This window comes from Bacillus timonensis, assembly GCF_000285535.1.
GTDB classification, from domain to species: Bacteria; Bacillota; Bacilli; order Bacillales; family Bacillaceae_L; genus Ferdinandcohnia; species Ferdinandcohnia timonensis.
In genome coordinates, this window is record NZ_HE610986.1 from 435,802 (window position 1) to 458,423 (window position 22,622).

The 22,622-nt window shown below is 37.6% G+C and carries 29 protein-coding genes; 4 read left to right on the top strand and 25 right to left on the bottom strand.

What is annotated here, in order from left to right; genetic code table 11:
• Positions 1–279: 279 nt before the first annotated feature.
• From BTHG_RS24695 to BTHG_RS26240, 3 genes are all read left to right on the top strand, one after another.
• Entirely contained in the window at positions 280–573 is a 294-nt protein-coding gene (locus BTHG_RS24695; protein ID WP_010676776.1) for a hypothetical protein, read from the top strand.
• Positions 574–762: 189 nt separating this feature from the next.
• On the top strand, positions 763–948 hold the full coding sequence (locus BTHG_RS10895) for a hypothetical protein (RefSeq protein ID WP_010676777.1): 186 nt from the start codon (positions 763–765) through the stop codon (positions 946–948).
• An 85-nt stretch (positions 949–1,033) separates the two neighbouring features.
• Positions 1,034–1,141, top strand: coding sequence for a YjcZ family sporulation protein (locus BTHG_RS26240; protein WP_087947074.1), 108 nt, complete (start codon positions 1,034–1,036; stop codon positions 1,139–1,141).
• A 76-nt stretch (positions 1,142–1,217) separates the two neighbouring features.
• Here BTHG_RS26240 and BTHG_RS10905 read toward each other — a convergent pair whose 3' ends face one another.
• The 4 genes from BTHG_RS10905 to BTHG_RS10920 all read right to left on the bottom strand — a co-directional run bounded on the left by BTHG_RS10905 (position 1,218) and on the right by BTHG_RS10920 (position 4,050).
• A complete protein-coding gene (locus BTHG_RS10905) occupies positions 1,218–1,595 on the bottom strand; it encodes a VOC family protein (protein WP_010676778.1) in 378 nt (125 codons plus the stop codon).
• 245 nt (positions 1,596–1,840) lie between these two features.
• A complete protein-coding gene (locus BTHG_RS10910) occupies positions 1,841–2,284 on the bottom strand; it encodes a VOC family protein (protein WP_010676779.1) in 444 nt (147 codons plus the stop codon).
• A 98-nt stretch (positions 2,285–2,382) separates the two neighbouring features.
• Positions 2,383–2,835 carry a GNAT family N-acetyltransferase gene (locus BTHG_RS10915; RefSeq protein ID WP_010676780.1) on the bottom strand — a complete coding sequence of 151 codons (453 nt, stop codon included), beginning with the start codon at positions 2,833–2,835 and terminating at the stop codon, positions 2,383–2,385.
• Between the two features lie 141 nt (positions 2,836–2,976).
• The gene (locus BTHG_RS10920) at positions 2,977–4,050 is read right to left on the bottom strand and encodes a permease (protein ID WP_010676781.1); all 1,074 of its coding nucleotides are present in this window, start codon (positions 4,048–4,050) and stop codon (positions 2,977–2,979) included.
• Between the two features lie 444 nt (positions 4,051–4,494).
• On the opposite strand from BTHG_RS10920, the gene BTHG_RS10925 reads away from it, so the two are divergent.
• Positions 4,495–4,821: a hypothetical protein gene (locus tag BTHG_RS10925; RefSeq protein ID WP_010676782.1), complete on the top strand. Its 327-nt coding sequence runs from the start codon at positions 4,495–4,497 to the stop codon at positions 4,819–4,821.
• Between the two features lie 168 nt (positions 4,822–4,989).
• Here the strand turns inward: BTHG_RS10925 and BTHG_RS10930 are convergent, their stop codons facing one another.
• The 21 genes from BTHG_RS10930 to BTHG_RS11030 form a co-directional block, all read right to left on the bottom strand.
• Complete coding sequence (locus tag BTHG_RS10930; protein ID WP_010676783.1) at positions 4,990–5,583, bottom strand: NADPH-dependent FMN reductase; 594 nt, start codon at positions 5,581–5,583, stop codon at positions 4,990–4,992.
• 287 nt (positions 5,584–5,870) lie between these two features.
• Positions 5,871–6,467: a YdeI/OmpD-associated family protein gene (locus BTHG_RS10935; RefSeq protein WP_010676784.1), complete on the bottom strand. Its 597-nt coding sequence runs from the start codon at positions 6,465–6,467 to the stop codon at positions 5,871–5,873.
• 191 nt (positions 6,468–6,658) lie between these two features.
• Positions 6,659–7,066 carry a VOC family protein gene (locus BTHG_RS10940; protein ID WP_010676785.1) on the bottom strand — a complete coding sequence of 136 codons (408 nt, stop codon included), beginning with the start codon at positions 7,064–7,066 and terminating at the stop codon, positions 6,659–6,661.
• 106 nt (positions 7,067–7,172) lie between these two features.
• A complete protein-coding gene (locus BTHG_RS10945; RefSeq protein WP_010676786.1) occupies positions 7,173–8,360 on the bottom strand; it encodes a DUF2812 domain-containing protein in 1,188 nt (395 codons plus the stop codon).
• Entirely contained in the window at positions 8,353–8,673 is a 321-nt protein-coding gene (locus BTHG_RS10950) for a PadR family transcriptional regulator (RefSeq protein WP_010676787.1), read from the bottom strand. Before BTHG_RS10950 ends, BTHG_RS10945 begins: the two co-directional genes overlap by 8 nt.
• Before the next feature lie 923 nt (positions 8,674–9,596).
• Positions 9,597–10,358, bottom strand: coding sequence for an isoprenyl transferase (locus tag BTHG_RS10955; RefSeq protein WP_010676788.1), 762 nt, complete (start codon positions 10,356–10,358; stop codon positions 9,597–9,599).
• A 61-nt stretch (positions 10,359–10,419) separates the two neighbouring features.
• On the bottom strand, positions 10,420–10,629 hold the full coding sequence (locus tag BTHG_RS10960; protein ID WP_010676789.1) for a helix-turn-helix domain-containing protein: 210 nt from the start codon (positions 10,627–10,629) through the stop codon (positions 10,420–10,422).
• 10 nt (positions 10,630–10,639) lie between these two features.
• Positions 10,640–11,131 (bottom strand): DUF2975 domain-containing protein, encoded by a 492-nt coding sequence (locus tag BTHG_RS10965; RefSeq protein WP_010676790.1) that lies wholly within the window; start codon positions 11,129–11,131, stop codon positions 10,640–10,642.
• A 191-nt stretch (positions 11,132–11,322) separates the two neighbouring features.
• Positions 11,323–11,907: a putative ABC transporter permease gene (locus BTHG_RS10970; RefSeq protein ID WP_010676791.1), complete on the bottom strand. Its 585-nt coding sequence runs from the start codon at positions 11,905–11,907 to the stop codon at positions 11,323–11,325.
• Between the two features lie 233 nt (positions 11,908–12,140).
• Positions 12,141–12,335 (bottom strand): hypothetical protein, encoded by a 195-nt coding sequence (locus BTHG_RS10975; RefSeq protein WP_010676792.1) that lies wholly within the window; start codon positions 12,333–12,335, stop codon positions 12,141–12,143.
• Positions 12,336–12,354: 19 nt separating this feature from the next.
• Entirely contained in the window at positions 12,355–13,272 is a 918-nt protein-coding gene (locus BTHG_RS10980) for a DMT family transporter (protein WP_010676793.1), read from the bottom strand.
• 157 nt (positions 13,273–13,429) lie between these two features.
• Positions 13,430–13,927: a hypothetical protein gene (locus BTHG_RS10985; RefSeq protein ID WP_010676794.1), complete on the bottom strand. Its 498-nt coding sequence runs from the start codon at positions 13,925–13,927 to the stop codon at positions 13,430–13,432.
• Positions 13,924–14,130, bottom strand: a complete 207-nt coding sequence (locus BTHG_RS10990; protein ID WP_010676795.1) for a hypothetical protein — start codon at positions 14,128–14,130, stop codon at positions 13,924–13,926. The genes BTHG_RS10985 and BTHG_RS10990 overlap by 4 nt, the downstream gene beginning before the upstream one ends.
• Before the next feature lie 187 nt (positions 14,131–14,317).
• Positions 14,318–15,046 carry a sensor domain-containing diguanylate cyclase gene (locus BTHG_RS24700; protein ID WP_269719501.1) on the bottom strand — a complete coding sequence of 243 codons (729 nt, stop codon included), beginning with the start codon at positions 15,044–15,046 and terminating at the stop codon, positions 14,318–14,320.
• Positions 15,047–15,052: 6 nt separating this feature from the next.
• Entirely contained in the window at positions 15,053–15,925 is an 873-nt protein-coding gene (locus BTHG_RS11000) for an MHYT domain-containing protein (protein ID WP_010676797.1), read from the bottom strand.
• A 257-nt stretch (positions 15,926–16,182) separates the two neighbouring features.
• Positions 16,183–16,929 (bottom strand): amino acid ABC transporter ATP-binding protein, encoded by a 747-nt coding sequence (locus BTHG_RS11005; protein ID WP_010676798.1) that lies wholly within the window; start codon positions 16,927–16,929, stop codon positions 16,183–16,185.
• An 18-nt stretch (positions 16,930–16,947) separates the two neighbouring features.
• Positions 16,948–17,604 (bottom strand): amino acid ABC transporter permease, encoded by a 657-nt coding sequence (locus BTHG_RS11010; RefSeq protein WP_010676799.1) that lies wholly within the window; start codon positions 17,602–17,604, stop codon positions 16,948–16,950.
• Positions 17,605–17,674: 70 nt separating this feature from the next.
• Positions 17,675–18,457 (bottom strand): amino acid ABC transporter substrate-binding protein, encoded by a 783-nt coding sequence (locus tag BTHG_RS11015; RefSeq protein ID WP_010676800.1) that lies wholly within the window; start codon positions 18,455–18,457, stop codon positions 17,675–17,677.
• A 329-nt stretch (positions 18,458–18,786) separates the two neighbouring features.
• Positions 18,787–19,785 carry a LacI family DNA-binding transcriptional regulator gene (locus BTHG_RS11020; RefSeq protein ID WP_010676801.1) on the bottom strand — a complete coding sequence of 333 codons (999 nt, stop codon included), beginning with the start codon at positions 19,783–19,785 and terminating at the stop codon, positions 18,787–18,789.
• Between the two features lie 185 nt (positions 19,786–19,970).
• Positions 19,971–20,852 (bottom strand): DMT family transporter, encoded by an 882-nt coding sequence (locus BTHG_RS11025; RefSeq protein WP_010676802.1) that lies wholly within the window; start codon positions 20,850–20,852, stop codon positions 19,971–19,973.
• Between the two features lie 49 nt (positions 20,853–20,901).
• Positions 20,902–22,590, bottom strand: coding sequence for an amylo-alpha-1,6-glucosidase (locus tag BTHG_RS11030; protein WP_010676803.1), 1,689 nt, complete (start codon positions 22,588–22,590; stop codon positions 20,902–20,904).
• Positions 22,591–22,622 lie beyond the last annotated feature (32 nt).

A 22,622-nucleotide genomic window follows, 5' to 3' on the forward strand; every position in this document is an offset into this window, starting at 1 on the left:
TACACTTTTTCCCATGCATAATTCGGGAAATATAGTACTTTTTTAGGCCTTTTGGATTATAGGGTAGTTGAATGAGGCAAAAAGTTAGAGAGAAGGGGAAGCAAAAGAAAAGTCGCTGTTGGTCCTACCCCCTATTTTTTAAATTGAAGAAAAATTGTTCATTAAATGGGTTCAGGATGTAAAGGATTATTCAGCAGGGAGGTCGGTAGGGTTGTATTTCATCACCAACATTAAAATCGTAAATATAATACATTAGACGAATAAGGAGGGTTAAATAAGATGAATGATTTCAGACTAACAAGCAGCGTACGGCAACCATTATTTCCATGGTACTTTGGTGTCCCGTATTTTTCACCTGGAGGATACCCCCAATATGGATCAGGTTTTTTATATACCCCTTCGTTCCAACCATTTCCACTCATACCCATAACACCATCGTTTGGCGGCCAACTCGTTGGTGGTTTTCATGGGGCTCACGGTTTTCATGGTTCACATGGATTTCACGGAGGAGGTTTCCACGGTTATCACGGTGGAGGATATTCGGGAGGAGGACATCACGGCCGTTCCTTTTAACCCATTAAGCCCATTACGCTAAGTCCTTCTACTAACTTCTTTAAAGATTCTAGTTGTTGGGGCTCGTTCCCTTTTTATAAATTCTATAACTAGTTAAGAAAACTATTTTAATAGAATCTAATCGATTTGTCCGTTTCAAAATATATCACTTCCTCATCTACTAGTAAGGAAAAGGGAGGTGAAATATAAATGTATCGTTCAAGACCAGTCTATAATCCTCCAAAATATCGAGTTCGAAACGAATATGTCAGACGAGTCCACCCTATCATCCAACCAATTGTCGAAGTTAATCGTATTAATGTAATTGATGTACCAAAACGTATTATTAAACCAATAAGAAGAACTGAAGTTGTGCATCATAGACGTAGATACTAATCGTGTTGTAATTCCACACTTGTCCATGTCGTGTTCTATTGTTGATGCATAGACTATGCTATCTTTGAAAAAAGGGGGTGTATCTATGGGCTACGAAGGCGGATACGGTTCGGGAGCAGGATTCGCATTAATTGTTGTGCTCTTCATCCTACTAGTCATTGTCGGGACTGCTTACGTTGGCGGCGGGTACTAATCCCCCCACTTGTCATTGAGAAGTTGAAACCCTAGTAAATAGTCCCCACCTTCAAAAGGTCGGGACTATTTACAAATTATTTTTTCTCCATAACCGCAAAGTAATTTTCTTCATTATCGGCAAAGTTAAATACTTTACCTGAAGGCATTGATACAATTTCGCCTACTGTCACATTTTTGCTTGATAAGTTGCTATGTAGTTGTTCAAGGTTCTCTGTAAAAAACATTAAAGAAGGTGTACCAAGATGTAAGTCAGGTGACATTTTCGCAACGAATTCCTTGTTGTGTAGAATAATGCTTGTTTCTGCATCCTTTTTAGGAGCGATTTCAATCCATCTCATTTGGCCATTATCTTCCTCAGCAATGACCGAAAAGCCCAATTTTTCTGTCCAAAATTTGACTGTCTCGTCTTGATTATGTACATATAACATAATTTGTCCCACTTGATTAAACATACGGATTTTCTCCCTTTCTGGAAATTTGACATCTAGTACTTATATGTTCCCAATTGGTCAACAAACGAATCAGTATCACCCAATATAAGTAGTAAAACTAACACCAGGTGCATTTCTTCCTTTGTCGATTAGGTTCCTCTTTTAGCTTTTTGATCAATTGCCTACATATATAGTCTTTAGTTCATCTTCCACAATTTTAATATGATTCTGCCTTTGTTCTTGTCCAACGTTGCCGAGATACCCTCCTACTGATCCTCAATCACTAGCATATTAGACTCATCGAATTCCCACATTTCCCCGTATGCCACTTCCCAATAGTAGCCATCAAGGTCCGCAAAATAGCCCCCATAGCCACCCCAATCGGTTTTTTTAGGCGCTTTTTGAATGATTGCTCCCGCAAGCTCTGCCTTTTTTAAAACCTCATCCACTTCTTCCATGGATTTAGCGTTATATGCAAGCGTTATCCCTGGAAATCCTGTTCCAATTTTAGGAGGATAATCTTCATTAATATCCAACGCCAATTCCTCGATGGGATAAAGAGCAATTCTCGTACCTTCATTTCTGAAAAAAATAATGTCTGGATTCGATTCGGTACCTCTTATGGAAGTATCAAACCCTAGTTTTTTGAAAAAGTTATGCGACTTAACAATGTCCTTTGTGCCGAGTGTGATAAGGTTTAGTCTATTCATCCTTTTTCCTCCTCAACAGTCTTTGCTAATGTAGTTCTCCAAATTCACCCAATTACCTTCTTTATATTATTTAAAATTTATTGTCCAGTCTCCTAGTTCTATAAATCTCGAGATAGACGAATCATATCCCTACACTGTATTCCATTCTCAAAAATCTCTTCCTGATAGTGCCTAATGAAAAAGTCTCTATCAATACCCGTTATTCTAAAACCACATTTTTGATAAAGGGCGAATTGTCCTATACTGGAATTTCCAGTTCCAATTTCAATTGTTTTGTACCCTTTTCCTTTGGCTGTTTGAATGGCATTCATTACTAACATTTTCCCTATACCTTTACCCTGATGTTTTTCTGCAACTGAAACATTCACCAGCTCCACAGTTTCTGGTCTTGTGGGGAGTAATACAAAAACGCCAACCACCTTTCGATCATTCTCTACAATAAAGCAATCTCCTCTTTTTACATACTCCTCAACAATTTTTCGAGAAGGGTCCGCTGCTAATAACAAATCTAATGGCGGGTTTTCATCTTTATTTAGCAATCTAATCTCCATCATGTTCTCCTCTAAATTAAAAATTATGACTTATTTTTACTATATTATATTCCATGCACCGTTAGCTAACTAACTCCAATAAAAAATGCCTTAATCCTGCTTGGATTAAGGCACTCTCTCGTACAAATGAAAATATGACAATTAGTTTAAAAAGAACATTCCAACGAGTCCACTTAAGGTACTTAAAATAACAACAGAAGCTGCCACGAAGAACAATACCTTTTTAGGAAAAGACCGGCCGACGAGCAACAATGATGGAAGACTCACGGATGGTAACGCGATTAAAAGTGCAGCTGCGGGGCCGCCGCCAAGTCCAAACGAGATAAAGGTTTGAATAATTGGAATTTCTGCTGCAGTCGGAATGACAAACAGCATACCAGCAATCGCAAAGCCTATTACAATTAAAAGACTGTTAGCAGCCGCATCGCTGATATTCGGGAACAACCATACGCGCACCGCACCCATAATCAAAACGGATAAAACATAAGTGGGAACGATGTAAAGAATCATACTGCCCATGGATTTCAGCCATCTGGAAGCGAAAGAACCTTTTGCTTCTTTATCCGCTTTTTCTAGAACTTTTTCAATATCTACCGGATTAGCATTCGGTGCAAAACGGTTTGCCAGATAACTTACACCAAATGTTAAGATAATCCCAAAAAACAAACGAAGCACAGTAAACTTCCACGATAATACAAATGTCATAAAAATTAATGTTGCCGGATTAAGCGTAGGATTGCCTAGCCAAAAAGCTAAACTTGCTCCAACTGAAACATTCTTTTTACGCATCCCGACTGCAATTGGTGCTGCACAGCAGGTGCACATCATTCCTGGAAGTGATGCAAGCCCGGCTGCAGCAGTACTTCCGAATGTGGTTTTACCAAATACTTTTAACAGCCAGTTAGCTGGCAGTAAAACTTGAATCAACGAACCTAGTAATATACCAAGTATAGCTGCCTTCCAAACAGCATTAAAGTAAGTAAGAGCATAAGACCATGCACTCGCCCAGGATGCAGATTGCATATCAGTATTGTTACCTAAAATCGACTCGCCAATTGAATGGGTTGTCACAGCAATAATCGACTTATCATAATAAGGAAGCCATTTTACGTACAAGAGTCCTGCAATTGTTATCAATAAAAAGATAATAGCATACATAGCGGCTCTTCTGGATTTTTTTGGTTCTATTCCCAAGGATGTGTTTACTTGAGCCATTTTCATTCCCCCATAACATTTTTTACAACCTTAAAATTATATCATATTTATAAAGGAAAGATTCTTTTACTGAGCATGGAAATTTCAGGTGGATTTGTATGTCATGATCATAACAATAAGTTGAAACCATGCAATAAACCACTCATTCCTCTTTGGCAAGAGAATAGCAGACAGCTTATACTACATGCTATGTACGTTTTCTAAATGATAAATTCCCTATACTCTCTTTACTCATTTTGGTTTGGTACTGGCATAAATTCTAGTAATCCAGCGTATTTATATTTACCATCCTCAGTTTAAAAACAATCTGATTTTTTCCTTTATGTGAGCCAGATTAATAAACAACTCATAAAAATGCACACAGTAGCCCACGAGACCTTTCTCATTTTTATTTTTCGAATACAAGTCTATCAAGGATTAAGAAAGTGAAAGAGGGTTAGGGGAATGAAGAGTAAAATACATCGGTGCAATTGTAGAAATACTTGGACAGTCCAAAACAGGAAGCGATCTCTTACCGCAGACACAATGCTTCTTAATGGAAAATGGTATGTAGAATTGAAACCTGAAAGGACATACAATCCTAAAGGATTTGTTGCAACTGATAATAGTGAAGAAATTATTATAAATCCATCAGAACAATTAATTAAACGATTTGATAAAATAAAAAAACTTGTTTACGACAAAGAAAATGTAACTTTTAATGTGAATCACGGGGAATATCTATATTTTGCATATGATGGTGCTTGTTACATTCTTCAAATCAAAAAGTAGCAAATTATTCACATCGTCTTACAAAGTAAAGCTGATTGAACAGCTAGTTTGCTTTTATGCACTGTTTTGCAATCATAAACCGAACCCGTTTTTCAACTTCACACCTTCACTTTTCCTACATAAAAACAGGATGGCCCAACGATAGGGCTCATCCTGTTTTTTCCATCATTAGCGAACTGTTTTTAAAGCTCCGCTCCAAGATACTACTTGGTCTAGCATTAAGTTTACATTGTCTAGGTGTAAAGCTTGTGGTTTGAACTCTGAACCATTTTCAAAGTCAGTGAATAAAGAAAGTGTTGGATGTGTACGAACGTCCGCAATCATTAATTCACCCATGATTCCACGTAGGTGTTCAGCAGCACGTGCACCACCAGTTGAACCGTAGCTTACAATACCAGCAGCTTTGTTATTCCAAGCTTCACGAGCAAGGTCTAATGCATTTTTCAATGCTCCAGTGATTGAGTGGTTATATTCTTGAACAATGAATACAAATCCATCAAGGCTAGCTAATTTTTCGTTCCAAGCGCCAATTCCAGGTGCATCTGCTTCACCAAGGAATGGTAATTTGAAGTCTGCAATATCTACGATTTCGTAGTTTGCATCTCCACGCTTATCAGCGATTTCTTTAACCCATGCTCCTACTTGGGGACTTACGCGACCTTCGCGTGTACTACCTAAGATAATACCAATGTTTAATTTTTCGTTTGACATTACTTTTTCCTCCTTTTGTTGATTACCAAAAAGTTTATCTAGTAAACCCATGTTGTCTCTCCTTTTATATATTAAAGGATATTTTTGTAAAATACCTTTAATTTATTTATCTCCGAAGTATTTATCTTAACTTCAAGATAAATTCTAAATGAAAAATAGACTCTTGTCAACACAAACGCCTTTAAAAGAACTTAAAATAAAAACGCCTAGTTAAACTAAGCGCTCGCAAACTTTATTCATCAACGATTTCTTCTTGTCGTTTTGTTCGTAGATGATGGATTAACACACGAGCAAAGATGGCCCGCCTTATCTATATCGTACATGTTTCAACGAACATGCTAATCATTTAATCCTTTTCCCTCAAGAATGTGAGGAATGTATTTTTCAATTCTTGATACTCGCGTTTTTGATTGTTTGGCTCCAGAAAAGTAGAAAATGTATGCTCTTTGCCGTCCCGGTGTCAATGCTTCAAAAGCAGTTTTTAAAGTAGGCATTTCATTAAATTTAGTTTGAAGTTCTTCTGGTACTTCGTAATCCTCAGTTTTCTTCAGCTCTACCTTCAACCCAGCTTTTTCAACTGCAATTGCTTCAAGAATATAGGCTTTTATGATTGGTTCTTTTTCTACGATTTCTTGTACATTTGTGAAGCGAATTTGGCGCGCCGCCTGAACATTCTCCGTTTGTTGGATGAGAATCCCATGGGGATCTTTTAACAAGGCACCCTTGTGAAACAGAAGTGCACAATATTCTTTAAATCCATGCATTAAAACGATGTTTTTGTTGTCATACATGTAACATGGATGCATCCACTTAATATCTACCGTTAGTTCATCACAGTCAAGAATGATATTTCGTAACGCCTCAAATTCTTCTTTCCACTGCTTAGCTTTTTTTAAAAATCCATCAACCTTACGATTCCTTCTATTCTCTGTCATCTAAACACACCTTTACAATTATTCAGTCAGAAAGCAGGAAAGTACACTCTTTCTCAACCTAGTCATGGTGTTATTTTAACTTAACTCAATACTCTAAACAATGACTGTAAAATGGTTGGCGGACTAACAAAAAGGGTTACAATCGGCATGAAACCAAATGGTAACCCTTCATTCTTTAATTGTTGTTGTGTTTAAGCTTCATGATTAAATTGCCATTGGATGTTGAACTTATCAGTTAGGCTTCCGTACATTTTGCTCCATGGTACTTCTTGCAACTCCATTTGAACAGTACCGCCTTCTTTCAACTTTTCGAAAGCATCTTTCATTGCTGCTTCATCGCTACTTATGTATGCAAGTGTAAAATTGTTGCCCATTTTAAATTCCATTCCTGGAAAATTATCAGAAAACATCAATTTGCTGCCCGCTATCTCTAGGTTCGTATGCATGATTAAATCCTTTGCTCCTGGAGGCAGTTCTTCTTCAGAGTGCACCGACCCAAAAGTCATGAATGTAGGTTCTTCAGTTCCAAACACTTTTGCATAAAACTGAACGACCTCTCGAGTATTACCATCAAACACTAAATATGGATTCAACGCCATAAAATCACTCCTACCATTTTTTATTGTATGCTTGAATTTTAGCATTGTATAGTCTTGTAGTCAAACGTATGTTCCTATTTATTTTTATACCTTAATCAAAATTTTGTTATTCTAGCTTATCTACTATATTTTCGATTACCGAACCTATATCAGCATAACCATAATAACGGACAAATATGACTTCTTTTCCCTTAGAAGCAAATACTTCTTTCAATTCCCTATCTTCATGTACAATTAAAAGATCAAAGCTTGGATGCTTCGTTTCAATATATTCATCTAAACTATATTCATAGTTATATCTTTTTATCAAATCAGAGAGTAGGTTATCCGCCATAGATGATAAACTCAGTCGATAATACCTTGTTTCAATACTTGGCGAATATTCACCACTCCCATCATTCCACATTTTCCCCGGAACTACCCCGTTTTCATCTGTTTCATATTGCACGGTTGCAAACAGACTCCAATTAGTTGAATATCGATTAGACCAGTCCACATTGTCATTCATATATTCAGATTCCCCTCGAACTAAAGCTGGATTCTGCTCAATATCTGCTAATCTCACAAACGGTAAGTTGGGACTTTCTACCGGCAAGGTTTTCGTGTCCATTTTTACAAGTTGTACGAATGGGAGTATAGCGCTCAGTCCAGCAACTACAGTAAAAAGGATTGCGATAACTGAATTTACTCGATGGTGCTTCTTCCATGGAGCTTGATGATCAATTGGTTTTCCTTCAATTAAACCTTTTCTTAGTGCGCGAATGGATAAAGCCGCCTGCAGTGAGGTATAGGCAAAATACCCAATAATGATGGATAAAATTGTTTGTTGAACAGCGAATCCCTCAACTAAAATATAGGTAGGTGTTCTATCAAGAAACCAAACTGAAGACAACATGCCTATCATTACTAGCAACCCGATGACAACAAATCCAGCATTTAAGACTAATTTCTTGTCCATTTCCTTTAATGTATAGGATTGCTCGGCTGGGTCTGTGTGTAGCTCTGGTGCATCTCGTTCAACAGGTGATGAAAACACTTGAAAATATTGATAGCCTGTCACGTAATCCCAGCCACTTTCTGAATACATCTCGATTTGTTCTGGTGACATTCTCTTTTTCATGGATACTTCGATTCTGTATCTCATTTTTTTCGGTTCACCTTTTGCAAAATGTGCAAAATATAACCCCATCTTTTTTAGATGGAATCCCTTAGCCGCCATGTCTTGAAACCAGCTCTCATGCTCACCAATTCGCCAATAATCACTAGGCCGCAGTTTACGAACCGTTTTAATCATTTTCATCACCACCCTCTAAAATTTCGCCGTCTTGTATCATAGATTTTAATCGACTATACTCCATTCTTAGTGCACTCTCTCCCTCTGGAGTAATTTCATATGTTTTTCTTCTGCCATCATCTTCAGCTAATGAAATAAGACCATCTTTTTGCATGCGTGAAAGCACTCCGTAAAGAGTCCCCGGACCCATTTTTACTCTTCCACTCGAAACTTCTGTAATGGCATGCATCAGCTGATACCCATGGTTTGGATGCATTAACGCAAGCAGAACATAGTACATTGCTTCAGTCATCGGTCCACCGTTATAGGCCACTCTATCCACCCCTGTTAAGTATTATGTCTCTCGATATTATGTATAGCGATATATCGCATAACATAATAGTACTTTATAAAATATATATTGTAAACCACAAAAAAACGACTGCCCTACAATTCAAAGAGGTCCGATTTCGGGTGCATTCTTAATATTTGGCACAAGAATTGACGTATGGGGGATGGCATACATCTTTTTCTTTATTGATCAACGATTTTACGGAATTTCATCCACTTTGACATAGGAATTGACATCATTATTATGATGGACAATAAGTATTGTACAATGAATAAAGGTGGGCAACCTTCTGTCATTTACAGTGCTATTTTTTAGTTCGCTATAAGATGTTCGATAAAAGCTGCGGATTCTTGTTGCTAGGATCAAAAGGGTCTGCACTTATTGGTAGGGGAATAGGTTAGTTAACCACCCGGGCTGATAAATAGACGGAAGAGTTCCGTTTATTAAGTAATTTTTAGTAAAAAAGGGGTAAATAGACGGAGAGATTCCGCCTATTGACTTGAAAAGCGTTGAAATGGAGGATTTTGTTTTCCATAACCGGAAAACCTACCCTTATATACCCCGAAACGAGGTCAATTCTGAATTTAACCGAAAAATTTCCGCTTATAATATTTTTACTAATGATTCGATTAAGGACAAGACATCCTGTTTAATAAAAATAAGGTCTTTTTCCCCAATAAAGAAACTCGCCAATACTATGGCGAGTTTTACTTTTTATCTACCAATAAGGAAGCATTTCCACTGTCATTACGGCATGTATTTTGGGAATTGCACCTCAAATCGAACGGTTTACTTACAACTGCAATCGCTCTTTTTTCCGTATATCTTAATCGGCAAAAAATGGTACACGAAGGACAGGGTCCATGTCCAAATTGGAACGAGGAACCTATCCTTTGTGTACCACATTATACTCCACCATATCTTCTTTTTCGTTGTTGGTATTCTTGTAATGCCTGTAGGAATTCTTCTTCACAGAAATCTGGCCACAGCACATCGGTAAACCAGAACTCCGTATAGGCTAGTTGCCATAATAGGAAATTGCTAAGACGTTTTTCACCGCCAGTGCGAATAAGTAGGTCTGGCTCTGGCAGATCCGCTGTATATAGGTATTGATTAAACTGCACTTCATCTAGCTCATCGAGACTCAACTTCTCGTCTTTCAAATCCAGAAGCATTGTTTTCATGGCATGAAGAAGCTCGTGTCTGCTTCCATAATTGAGCGCGAAATTCAGAAGAAGTCCATCGTTATCTTTTGTACGTTGGATTGCATACTCGATGGCTTCACGTGTATGACTTGGAAGATTCTCCATATCACCAATCGCCTCAATCCGCACATTGTTAGAAATTAGTTCTGGTAAATAAAGATGCAGAAATTCCTTTGGAAGTCTCAAAATAAATTCTACCTCAGGCTTTGGACGCTTCCAATTTTCAGTGGAAAACGTATATAATGTCAAAACCTTCACATTATATTTGACTGCTGCCTTAACCGTTTTTAAGACTGCAGAAATCCCTTCCTTATGGCCAGCAACTCTAGGCAAGCCCCGCTTCTGAGCCCATCGTCCATTCCCATCCATAATAATCGCGATATGTTCCGGAGTTTGACCTTCACGATAATCGAAGGATTCTTTCGATTGCTTCTGATTAAAAAAAGGAATTCTCATTGCCATCATTTTATCTCCTCAAAAATTAGTTTTGCCAGTGGGTCACAGTGACAGGTCCTTTGTCCTCTCATTCATCACTTCGGTATTCTAATATATCCCCTGGCTGACAGTCTAAAGCTTTACAAATTGCTTCTAATGTAGAGAAGCGCACCGCTTTTGCCTTTCCATTTTTTAAGATAGAAAGGTTTGCCATTGTTATGCCAACTCGTTCCGAAAGTTCAGTTACGCTCATTTTCCTTTTCGCCAGCATCACGTCAATATTTATGATAATTGCCATTGTTTTCACCTCAGACTGTTAAATCGTTTTCTGTTTTGATATTGATTGCTTCTTGTAAAAGTTTTTTGAGTACGGCAGCAAAGACTGCAATCACCATTGAAGCACCAACAATGACTAATCCGATTAGTACGAGGCCTGGTGCGTCATCCCATTCCGCTACGATAAAGACAAACGGTAAGGCTAGCACGTACAATCCACAGATTGTGATGGCACAGGTTCTTATTTTCTTTAAAGCATTCACAGAAACTTGAGAGAAGGCAATGTTCTTATCAATATAATTTAAAAGCTTAAGAGCTTGGTACAATGCAACGTAAAATGGGATTGCCGAAACATACATAAGTGTTAAAATGCCAAGAACCATATAGCCCAACGTTGCACCATTTGCTGCTTCTTCAAATGCGACACTCACAATCCGTGGAAGCCCAAATAAGCAAAGAGCTAAAACGGGAACCCCCATCATAAAAACAGCAAACCTTAAAAAACGTGTTGAACTTAGTTTCATAAACTGCACCTCATTTATTTATTGTCAATTTAATTTACCATATCTTTTATCGTTTTACAATAAAATATTATTGATTTAAATTCTATTTTTATTGTGACCATCTTGATTTCAGGACATATAAAAAGCATTCTTCATGACCGAAAGAATGCTTTAACAGACATATATCTATTTGTTACTCATGGATATCATGATTATTGAATCGGATTGCCCGCGCGAACTTTTTCCGGTATATGCCTTCTAATTGCAAAAAGGAGTTCACCAAGGAAATACAGACCTACTGTTGGCCAGATCCATGCCCAATATCGTCCAACTACTTCATACAAAGCAACAATCCCTGGGTGTACATATGCCAAGCAAACCAAGGAAAGGAAAATCCAGCAGATCGAATATGAAAAACAAATATGGCCTTGTAGCTGCCACTTATGCCCTGAGTAGTCCCACCATTTCCGACCAAAAAACCACTCAAGTAACATCCCGCTACAATACTCCACAACGGTTGGGATGAAAAAACAAAGAAACAACACCACCGACCAATGCATGTCTTTTCCAATTAAAAGGATTAGGAAAAGAGGAGCAAACCCGTACATCGGCTTAAATGGCCCAAAGAAAAAGTTATCCTTAAAAAACACTCGTTTCCTTGCAAAGTTATAGCTATTTTCTAGCAACCATCCTAAAAATGAATAGGCTGTAAAGAAAAAGATAACAGCCATTACACCATCCCAAGAAAACAAGATTGGCATCCCAAATTCAAAACCGCTTGCTAAACTTTGTAACACTGATAAATCACCTCAAGGATAATATTCCCATATATGATTTGCAGTTTTTTGGTTAAATATACCTTACTTTAGATGTAGAGTTTTAACTATCAAGCAACTACTTAAAATGCTTTTGCACACTTGGGTTGTATACTCGATATATCTATTTAATGCCCATGGATGATTACTTGAAACACTTGGAAATAGCCAATCAAAAAAAGTGCCCATATGGACACTTTAATGGCTGACACATGTTACACATAAAATCTAATATAAACCCCAACGGCAATCAGTGAAAGCAGGATAACCACCGCATAAATGACTGTTAAGTTTATGCTGTTTCTTTTCGTCTTTTCACGGTAGTTTGCATCCCCTTTTCCTGCAATCAAAACTGTTCCGAGTAATGCAGCGATACCAAGGATAATTACGATGATAAATGCAATTTTCATTTTTCAAAATTCACCTCGATTATAAAGATGTCTCATTATCCATCAACGTTTTTTTTGGAAGCTTTTCACTCTTTTCTTGAACGATGATTACGGCTGCTATTACCATGATAATCCCAATATATTGCCACATGAGCAATGTTTCTTGAAAGATAAAAAAGCCAATAATTGCAGCAACGACAGGTTCAATCGTTGCAATAATAGATGCCCGACTTGACTCAATATACTGTAATCCTTTTGTATATAGGATGAACGCCATCATCGAAGAAAGAAAACCAAGTCCAATAATATAAATCCATGATTTTAGTTCTGTAAACAGATTTGCCACCGACCAAATTCCGCTGAACGGTGTTACGGCGACTGCTGCAAAAATAAACGTATACACTGTGACGGTAAGAGAATCATATTTTTCGAGAGCAAACTTGCCAAAAATACTATAAAGAGCGTAAAAGAAGCCGGAAGCAATTCCTACTACTAGCCCGAAGAGTGAGATTGTACCTGTAAAGTTTGGAAAGACTCCGACGACAAAGGCACAGCCCACAATTGTTACCACAAGTGCCAACATCTTTCGAATGGTCAATTTCTCTTTAAATAGGATTCTTGCAAAAATCGTGACAAACGCTGGTGCCGTATAAAGCAAGATGGCCGCAACGGAAATCGAGGTTTCCTCAATCGCAACAAACATACACCAGTTAAAAAAGACAATACTTATGATTCCAGTTCCAATAAAGTATTTGCTATCCGTTACTTTGATTTTGAAGACTTGGGGATTTTTTAAAAGAGCATATGTAATCAGAAAAATGGAGGCAGCGATTGCTCTTACTGTTACAACCTGTAGTGGCGTAAAGCCAATTTCATACAAGTTGCTTACAAATAAGCCAATAATCCCCCATAATGACGCACCCGCTGCAATGTAAAGCCCCGCCATCCGTTTGTTCATCAGCACTTCCTCCGATTTATGTATTGCCAATATGTTACCAGAATTTGAAAGACTTGAAAAGCAATTATGCTCCTTTTATCTATATATGAAGTTTATAAAAAAAGGCCAAGCAAATAATCTTGCTCAGCCTTACCTTGTGTTTCTCACTATCTATTTTTTATCTTATCGGCAATTCAAATTCTTCTTCACCTAAGAGCACTTTCAGAACTAATGGTTTATCAGTTTCAGAAACAGGTGTTGGAACTTGGAAATAGATATGTACATTCCCCTTTGTTAACGGATCAACACTAGCCCCACCAAATTTTGTACCATTCTCTTCTTCGGTTGCTGCTAAACTTTCAAACTCATGTTTCCCATCATATAATAAAAAGAATTTTACCGGAGCAAGCTTGTGACCATAGTTAAAAATTTCTGTTGTATCATTGTTAATAGTACCTGTTATATGAAAGTAGATTTGCGAATCAGAAGTTGTACCACGAGTTGCCCATGTATCATTAGGATCTGCATTGGACGTTGAAAACTCTCTAACAAATGAAGCATTTGTTAGCTTAATTTCGACAGCGTCATTATCATAATAGATGACTTTGTCTGAATCAAATAAGTTTTCAGCAGGTTGTGCTTCCTTTTCTTTATCTTCACCTGAAGATCGAATCACTTCTGCTTCCTTTTCATCAGCTTCATCCTTATTTTTTCTGTTTCTTCTACTTTTGTGCCCGCTTCCTGAGCATTTGTCTCTTTGTCTTCTATAGTCGTATCAGGCTCGTCATTATTTTTTGCAGTTTCATTTGAACTACCGCAAGCGGTTAAAAAACCTGCAACTACCAATGTTATAAGTATACTTCCCCATTTTTTCTCCATAACTCTCCTCCTATCTTTTCTCCAAAGGTAATTATAGTATCCAAATTTTAGGCGAACAACAAGAAAGGAGGAAAAGAGGAAAAGATAGGAAAAAGGTAGCTTATCCTCCAAAGCAAGAGACATGACTTATTAATCAGCCATCACTAAAAACCACAACTTTTTACCTGTATGAAAAAGCTGTTCATTACTAGCTATTGTAAACATGATACTGGTTTTTCCCTTTTCGTTTTGCTTCAAACATGGCCATGTCCGCGTGTTTCATGATGGCCTTTGCTGTGTCTCCGTCTTCCGGAAAAAACGCAATGCCAATACTTGAGGTTACGAAAATAGACTTATCTTGAATGACAACATCTTCCTGTATCGAATGGATGATTGTTTTAGCCAATTGTTTTGTATCCTCAACATTTGTATCCGGAATGAAGATGTTAAACTCATCACCTGCCATCCTTGACGCAACAGCCTTTTCCGGTAAAAGATCCTTTAATCTTGTTGAAATATGTTGAATAAGCGTATCACCTACATCATGACCGTATGTATCATTAACATCTTTAAATCCATCTAAATCAAGAAATAACACGGAAAGAGGTTGGCCCTTGTCAATTGCTTTGTTCAGTTCTTGGGCAAAGTACCTCCGATTTGGCAAACCAGATAATGCATCATAAAACGCAAAATGATACATCATTGTCTCGGCTTCTTTTCTAGCCGTAATATCTGTGAAAAAGACTTGTACATATGTTTCACCATCAATTTCATAAGGGAAACCTGAAACTTCAGCATAAATGGACTTTTTATCGAGCCGAATCATTTCTTCTTCCATTACTCCAACAGACTTATCGTTACGAATTGTCTTCCATCTGCTTTTTATCATTTGATGGTAATTTGGATGAATGAAGTCAAGAAAATGCTTTCCAAGGATTTGCCCTTAATGGGTGCCTCCTAAAATTTTAATACCGGTCGGATTGATATAGTGAACAATTCCAAATTTATGAATAACGATTCCGACAGGCGCTAATTCTACTAAACGTTTATAGTGTTCCTCACTAACTAATAAACGAGATCTTAGCTGATTATCGCGACTTGCTTGAAAAAGGAGAAGAGCAAGCAAAATGAGAATGAAAATACTAATGGCTGTTGCGATTGTATATCCAGATAAAACATATCCTGCAAAGCCTTCTTGAGAATGAAAATGCATTTTTTCAAAAGATGTCGCACTCATTCCAATATAGTGCATACCAGCGATGCCGCTACCAAACGTAATGGGGCCGACAATCCGATACCAGTTTTCATCACGATAGGAAGAAAATAGAGCAAATGTAACCCAAGCCCCGAAAATGGCCACCAAAAGTGAAATCAGCAACAACATCGTCGAATAGGAAAGATTGGCCTCCATTCGCATCGATCGCATGCTTAAATAATGCATGCTAAAAATTCCGAGACCCATTAATAAACTACTAATCGCCACTGATTTTGTTTGTTTCCCTTTGCACATAAGGGAAAAAGAAAGAATTGAAAACATCACAATCAAAAATAAGGAGGCTAGGACGAGCCAAATATTGTAGGTAACAGTTACTTTAATATGGACCGCTAACATTCCAATAAAATGGACTGCCCATACACCTCCACCCATTACAAATGAGGCTGAGACCAGCGAAAACTTATCATTTCTTTTATTTTTCAAATGTTGATTTACTAAATGAAGTGCAACATAAGAGGTAAAAATTCCGATTATGATTGAAAGAATAACCAACCCTACATGATATTCTGTCACATAGCTGCCTTGCGTAGAAGATAACATACACGTACACCTTTTCTATTTTTTTGCTTTGACGTTATATTTACCTAGTATTTGGATGGATGATACGAAATAATACATTTAACAAAACACGAAACCTATAAAAACTTAATCTTACTGTACAAAATGATAAAAAGACTTTTTTCACTTGGATAGATAACAAGCTAACTATCCCAACTACTCCACCCTACGCTAAAACAATAAAAGTGCGTAATCCTCATTGGATTCACGCACCCCGTTTGTTACAGTTATTCACATTACTACTTTAGATTTCGATACAAAAAAGATTTTGTACGTTCATGTTGCGGATGTAAGAATAGTTCATCAGGATGACCTGATTCGATGATCTCTCCCTTGTCCATAAAAATCACCTTATTGGCAACTTCCTTCGCAAATCCCATTTCATGTGTCACGACAATCATCGTCATTTGCTCTTCCGCAAGCTTTTTCATAACCTGTAAGACTTCCTCCGTTAATTCTGGGTCTAGTGCTGATGTTGGTTCATCAAACAATAAGATTTCTGGGTTCATCATTAAAGCACGTGCAATCGCTACCCTTTGCTTTTGACCACCGGAAAGGGTAGATGGGTATGATGTTGCCCAATTGGCTAGTCCAATTTTCTCAAGTAGTTCTTCGCTTCTCTTTTGGATCTCTAATGGAGATTCTTTTCTAACCAATTTTGGAGCAAGTTCTAGGTTCTCTTTAACTGTTAAATGAGGGAAGAGATTAAAATGTTGAAAGACCATCCCCATCTTAGAAGTGATTTGCTTAATCTTTTGTGGTTTGGAATAGACCCCATCCTTCACAAGATCTTCACCATCCACTCTAATACTGCCTCCGTTTACTTCTTCAAGGTAAACAAGACTTCGAAGTAATGTGCTTTTACCTGATCCGGAAGGTCCAATAATCGCGACAACATCATTTTTATTTACTTCAAAACTTATTTTTCTAAGAACCTCTACTTGGCCATATGATTTTTTGAGGTTGGATATATCAATTATCGCCACACCCTCCACTCCTTATCCTTAATATTTCAAGCGTTTTTCAATGCCTTTAAACAGAATCGTTAAGATGATTGTCATCAATAAATAGATAATACCTGCTACAAAGTAAGGAATAATTGTAAAGTCACGATTTACTGCCGTTTGGGCAAAATGCAATAGCTCTGGTACTGCTACTGCGTATAGTAAGGCAGTATCTTTTACTAAGGTCACCGATTCATTTGCCACTGCAGGCAGTGCAATCCGAAACATTTGTGGAATAATGATACGAGTGGTAGTTTGCCATTTATTAAAACCAAGCACCTGAGCTGCTTCATATTGCCCTTTATCAATCGCTAACAAGCCTCCACGAAAAATCTCTGCGAAGTATGCAGAATAATTTAAGATAAAGCCAATCGTAGCAGCAACAAAACGGTCTAGTACTAGATATTCTCCCACGATTGGTAGCATTGGAAGCCCAAAACATATAAACAAGAGTTGTAGAAGAAGTGGTGTTCCACGCATTACATATATATATCCTTGCGCCAACCATGAAACAGGTTTTAAACTACTTTTTACGGCTAAAGTTAGACCAAAGCCTAAAGGAATAGATATTAAAATGGCGATTATGAACAGTAGTATGGTTGCTTGAGCACCCTCTAACATGGGCATAAGGATTGAGATTAAGTATTCATAAGACATTATGAAGATTCCTCCAAAAAACAAAACAGGGTTCCCACCAGGAAATCCTGTTTCGCCTATATTCGCTAATTTATTTTAAAACCTTATCTTCACCAAACCATTTTTTAGAAATTTCTGCTGCTGTACCATCTTCATTCATTTCATCTAAAGCTTTTTGTAGTTTCTCAAGCAGTTGTTCATTTCCTTTTTTCACACCTACACCATATTCTTCAGGAGCAAGTGATTCTTCAAGAATTTTAAATGTACCAGCCTCTTTAGATGAATAATAGTTAATGACAACCTCATCGATAACAACCGCATCCAAACGGCCAACTTTTAAATCATTTAAAGCTAACACATTATCAGAGAACTCTGTAACCTCTTTAATTTTTGATTTGATCGGGCTAGATTCTAAAGCATCCGCTGCAGAAGAAAGAGACTGAAGACCAACAGTTTTTCCTTCTAAATCATCTACTTTTTTGATATCGGAATCGGCTAGAGTTACAATAACTTGTGCGTTTTTCAAATATGGTTTTGTAAAAAGAACTTTTTCTTTTCGTTCATCTGTAATGGTATACCCATTCCAAATTAAATCGATTCTACCACTACTTAGTTCAGATTCTTTTGTTTTCCAATCAATAGGTTGAAATTTGACTTCTACACCCATCTTTTCAGCAGCAGCCTTTGCATAGTCAATATCAAACCCTACGATTTCATTATCTTCATCTCTAAATCCCATAGGAGCAAATTTATCATCAATTCCAATCACTATTGTATTATCATCCTTTGAGCCATTAGAATTTGAATTTGAACATCCTACTAATAATAAAAATATACTGATTATAGCTAGAAAAATTGTTGCATTACGTTTCATGATGAATAAAGCCACCTTTATATTAGATTGATTTTTTCCATTTATGATTGCGTTCTTTCGTTCCTATGAATATGATAGATTACTAAACGCTTTAGTCTGCTAACATATTAGAGTAATGAACTAACGATAATAAACTTAGCACAAATTGAAAATACCTGTCAATGGAATTTTTTAGTACATTAGCAAACTAAAGTGTTTTGAGAATAAACAGGCTTAGAGAATCTTGTTTTTCTCTAAGCCTGTTTGATGTGAATTTGAATGTAACCTGTGATTTCTGCTTGTAAATTTTGCACTTTACAAGTAACCTTTCACTTTCCATAGCTTTTAACTTATGGCCTAGCCTTTGTTGCACTTCCTCTAACAATGAGTTTCGTGTGTATGGTTATTTTTTTGCAGATTTCTCGCTTTGTTGCGATGCGCTCGAGCAGTAAATCAACTGCGGCTTCTCCCATAATCTCTGTGTATAACTTTACTGTTGTCAGCGGAGGCAACATGTATTGTGCTGAAGATACATCATTAAAGCCAACAATGCTGAGATCCTCTGGAATTTTTACACCTAGTTCATATGCAGCCTTATAGCAGCCTACTGCTATCGTATCATTGGCAACAAACAGGGCTGTTGGTTTTTCGTCCTTGCTTAGCATTTCCTTTAAAATCTGGTAGCCATCCTTTGGATTGTAACCGCCAATTTTAACGAATTCCTCATTGAAAATTCCTTTTTCCTTTAAATAAGATTCAAAGACGTCTTGGCGTAAGTCTTTAAACCGATTGCCAAACATGTCTGTTTCAACACCGCCGATAAAGCCGATGTTTTTATGACCTAAGTCAATTAAATAGTTAAGTGCCTTTTTCGTAGCCGAATTAAAGTCAATCACCACGGCATCGAACTGGTCTTCATCTGGGTTTGAGTCAACGAACACAGACGGTTTATCAAAACTCTTAATCAATTCAATATCTGCCTTTTTAAAAGTTCCAAGGCAGATGATTCCATCCAATTTAGAAATACTTCTCTTTGTGTCGTCTTTGGAGATTTTAATGATTTCCATGCCCATACTTTCAAGCTTCTTTTCTAAAGCGACCCGAATGGAAAGGTAATAGGTGTCGACCAATTCCTCTTCCAGTGAATAGGAATAATAAAGTCCAACCAACCCCTTCTTTTTCGTCTTTTTCTTTTTCGGGGTAATGACATAATTTAATTCCTCTGCCGCTTCAAAAATCCGCTTTTTTGTCTCTGGGGTAACATTCAACGTTTCATCATAGTTTAAAACCCGAGAGACAGTTGCCATGGAAACCTGTGCTAAATCCGCTATATCTTTAATTGTCGCCATTTATCATACCCACTTTGTTATCATATGTGCCTTGGCAATTTGAGCCCGATTCTTTTCAAGCTTGCTCGAAAAATCCCCTTTGAAAAATCGTAGCATCCGCCGGAGGCTTTAACTATATTTAGAAGAAGTGGGGCTTCCACTAAATATAGTTACATGTCTTTATTGTAATACAAAAAATACCAGCTTCACACTGCTTCTTTGTAGCTTTTCTTCTTGAAAAATTTCAATTTCGTTTCAGCAATGATAATTGCTAGAAGGATTACGATTGCCCCGATAATCATTCTTACAGTTAAAACTTCACTTAAAATGATGACCGAAAATACCATACCCCAGAATGCTTCTGTTGATAAAATAATGGCCGCATTCGTCTCGGTTGTGAATTTCTGTGCAACTGTCTGTAGCAAAAAGGCAATTGTTGTTGAAAACACACCTAAGTAAAGAACGGCAGATACCCCTTCAACGCTAGCCGTAAAATCAGTTTCTCCCTTGAAAAGGACGACGATAAAACCTAATACAGTGGCAGCTGCCATTTGAATAACCGTTAACAGCACCGGGTCTTCATCCTTCACAAACTGTGCCGTGTAGAAAATATGGAATGCGAAGCCGACTGCACATAATAAGGTAAGGAAGTCCCCAAAATTGACGCCTCCTGATAGTTGCAGCGAAAGCACACCCACACCCGTAACCGCGAGCACCGCCCCCAAAAGCTCAAACTTATCCATTTTTCGTTTAAAGATAAAAAAGGCAATAATAGGTACGATGACTACATTCACAGCTGTTAAAAAGGCATTTTTCGATGGTGTCGTATATACCAATCCAACCGTTTGCAAAGCAAATGCCAGATATAGAAAGATTCCTATAATTGTTCCTTTCATTATCGTGCTCTTTTTAATATGTTTTAGTTTCTTAAAAAAGACAAGACTTAACAAAATGACACCAACAAAGAAACGGATTGCAAGAATTTGATATGGTGTGTAGTGATCAAGCGACACTGCACTTGCCACAAACCCGCTTCCCCAAATAATGGCTACAAATGTAAGACCTAGTTCCCCCATATATTTTCTCATGTAAACCTCCACCATGGGACTCAAGGGAAAGGCCTCTTGTCCCGTTTTTTTACTCTAGTGGGACAGCGAACCTGTCCCCTTGTCCCATTAATTGAAGAAAGACACTTGATGTCCACGTGAAGGAGGTATCGACGAGCCCTTTTCCGCTATGCGGGTCGAAGTTTTCTGCCATTCCGCCGACAAGTGTTAGTTGTAAATATTTCTCTCTGATTCTCTCTCCAATTTCACTGTAGCCAAAACTTTTTAATGAATCAACAAAAAGATATGTGACAGGGGCCCAAATTGGTCCAAGCCAATAGCCATTTTCCTTATAAAATGAACTTGATGGCATTTCCGTTGCAAATCCGTATTTCGTTTCAAAGTTTTCCACTAGGTCATCAACAAGCTGATCCATCACCATTTTGTCTAAACGATATCCGATTAACACGGGCAAACGTAAAATCAAGCTTGAGCGGATATCCATTTTTTCAGCATCTTTGCCCACACGGCCAAAGAACCCTTTTTCATCGTAAAGTCGTTCCATTAACAACGCAAAAAGTGAGTCTGCTTTTGCTTTAAATTGCTTTGCTTCCGCTTCTTCTCCAAGTGTTCTAGCAAATTCCGCTAAAATATCATATGTTCGAATTAAAAAGCTTGCTAGATCTGGAGCTTCAACCGGCATACCACGATGGAACAATGACGCATTATCCCAACCCGAGTCATTGCCGTGCTTATAATGTGGAAGTCTGCCTTCATACGTTCGATAACAATCAAAATAGTTCATCACCTTTTTTGTTGATTCATAAATCTCTCGTAGTCGGCTCTCTTCCTTAAAATAGTCATTCACATTCATGAGTTTTTCATAAACATATGCAAAGATAGGCGGTTTAATACAGTTGTATGATACAAATTTATCATTCACAAAATCAGGATATGCCCCTGATTCATCCTGAGTATCAATGAAGATTTTCAACTGAGAGTAGGCGAGTTCTGGGTATTTTGCGCCTAAGTTCAACGCATTAAAACAATTGTCCCAAGACCAGATGTTATACATCCATAACTTTGACATATACATCGCGTACTCTTTTAAAAGGCCATGTGGGTGAACGACACTTGACCAAGTAATATAAGCAGCACGGTCAATTGATGCTTGGTAAACCTTGCTTTTCTCAGTTAGATTTTCTACCCATTCTTGATAGAGCTTTTCAACCTTTTCCTTTCCGGCCTCAAAGCTTGCGTACTCCTTCGTCTTAAAGACAGTTCGATAGCTTTCGATGACAAAGTGACCATCCTTCATGCGAATATCAATAAAGTCATTGCCGATTACATTCCACGGTGCATCTACGGACATTTCACCAGAGAGCTTACTAATCATGAGCTTTAATTCCTTCGGATAGATGTGATATTCAAACATGCCATCTTCATATTCATGTAAAGTGTCATACTTCACTTTACTAGCTTGTAAGCGAACTTCGACTCCTTTTACTTTAATATGGAGCTCATCTTCTTCTGGAATGATGATTTCCGCATATTTTCCTAAATCATCTAGTAAGTAAAAACGCAAGGATGTTTCAGTAGCCAGGATGTCAAACTCTTTTTCAACGCCATTCAGCAAAAGATCGAATTTAAAAAGCTTCGATGGTGCGTCATCCCCACCATGAACATCTCGTATATAAATTTCCTCTGAATCCTTTTCCTGTGATACACAAAAATAGGAACCAAATCGTGAAAAAGGAATTTCTCGAATATCTACTTTCATCTATCATTCTCCTTTATGGAATAAGCAGGGTT

Bases quoted from the DNA above. Each gene is read 5' to 3' on its own strand.
- BTHG_RS24695 (WP_010676776.1), top strand. From the start codon at position 280: ATGAATGATTTCAGACTAACAAGCAGCGTACGGCAACCATTATTTCCA.
- BTHG_RS10895 (WP_010676777.1), top strand. From the start codon at position 763: ATGTATCGTTCAAGACCAGTCTATAATCCTCCAAAATATCGAGTTCGA.
- BTHG_RS26240 (WP_087947074.1), top strand. From the start codon at position 1,034: ATGGGCTACGAAGGCGGATACGGTTCGGGAGCAGGATTCGCATTAATT.
- BTHG_RS10905 (WP_010676778.1), bottom strand. From the start codon at position 1,595: ATGTTTAATCAAGTGGGACAAATTATGTTATATGTACATAATCAAGAC.
- BTHG_RS10910 (WP_010676779.1), bottom strand. From the start codon at position 2,284: ATGAATAGACTAAACCTTATCACACTCGGCACAAAGGACATTGTTAAG.
- BTHG_RS10915 (WP_010676780.1), bottom strand. From the start codon at position 2,835: ATGGAGATTAGATTGCTAAATAAAGATGAAAACCCGCCATTAGATTTG.
- BTHG_RS10920 (WP_010676781.1), bottom strand. From the start codon at position 4,050: ATGGCTCAAGTAAACACATCCTTGGGAATAGAACCAAAAAAATCCAGA.
- BTHG_RS10925 (WP_010676782.1), top strand. From the start codon at position 4,495: ATGAAGAGTAAAATACATCGGTGCAATTGTAGAAATACTTGGACAGTC.
- BTHG_RS10930 (WP_010676783.1), bottom strand. From the start codon at position 5,583: ATGGGTTTACTAGATAAACTTTTTGGTAATCAACAAAAGGAGGAAAAA.
- BTHG_RS10935 (WP_010676784.1), bottom strand. From the start codon at position 6,467: ATGACAGAGAATAGAAGGAATCGTAAGGTTGATGGATTTTTAAAAAAA.
- BTHG_RS10940 (WP_010676785.1), bottom strand. From the start codon at position 7,066: ATGGCGTTGAATCCATATTTAGTGTTTGATGGTAATACTCGAGAGGTC.
- BTHG_RS10945 (WP_010676786.1), bottom strand. From the start codon at position 8,360: ATGATTAAAACGGTTCGTAAACTGCGGCCTAGTGATTATTGGCGAATT.
- BTHG_RS10955 (WP_010676788.1), bottom strand. From the start codon at position 10,358: ATGGCAATGAGAATTCCTTTTTTTAATCAGAAGCAATCGAAAGAATCC.
- BTHG_RS10960 (WP_010676789.1), bottom strand. From the start codon at position 10,629: ATGGCAATTATCATAAATATTGACGTGATGCTGGCGAAAAGGAAAATG.
- BTHG_RS10965 (WP_010676790.1), bottom strand. From the start codon at position 11,131: ATGAAACTAAGTTCAACACGTTTTTTAAGGTTTGCTGTTTTTATGATG.
- BTHG_RS10975 (WP_010676792.1), bottom strand. From the start codon at position 12,335: ATGAAAATTGCATTTATCATCGTAATTATCCTTGGTATCGCTGCATTA.
- BTHG_RS10980 (WP_010676793.1), bottom strand. From the start codon at position 13,272: ATGAACAAACGGATGGCGGGGCTTTACATTGCAGCGGGTGCGTCATTA.
- BTHG_RS10990 (WP_010676795.1), bottom strand. From the start codon at position 14,130: ATGGAGAAAAAATGGGGAAGTATACTTATAACATTGGTAGTTGCAGGT.
- BTHG_RS11000 (WP_010676797.1), bottom strand. From the start codon at position 15,925: ATGTTATCTTCTACGCAAGGCAGCTATGTGACAGAATATCATGTAGGG.
- BTHG_RS11010 (WP_010676799.1), bottom strand. From the start codon at position 17,604: ATGTCTTATGAATACTTAATCTCAATCCTTATGCCCATGTTAGAGGGT.
- BTHG_RS11015 (WP_010676800.1), bottom strand. From the start codon at position 18,457: ATGAAACGTAATGCAACAATTTTTCTAGCTATAATCAGTATATTTTTA.
- BTHG_RS11020 (WP_010676801.1), bottom strand. From the start codon at position 19,785: ATGGCGACAATTAAAGATATAGCGGATTTAGCACAGGTTTCCATGGCA.
- BTHG_RS11025 (WP_010676802.1), bottom strand. From the start codon at position 20,852: ATGAGAAAATATATGGGGGAACTAGGTCTTACATTTGTAGCCATTATT.
- BTHG_RS11030 (WP_010676803.1), bottom strand. From the start codon at position 22,590: ATGAAAGTAGATATTCGAGAAATTCCTTTTTCACGATTTGGTTCCTAT.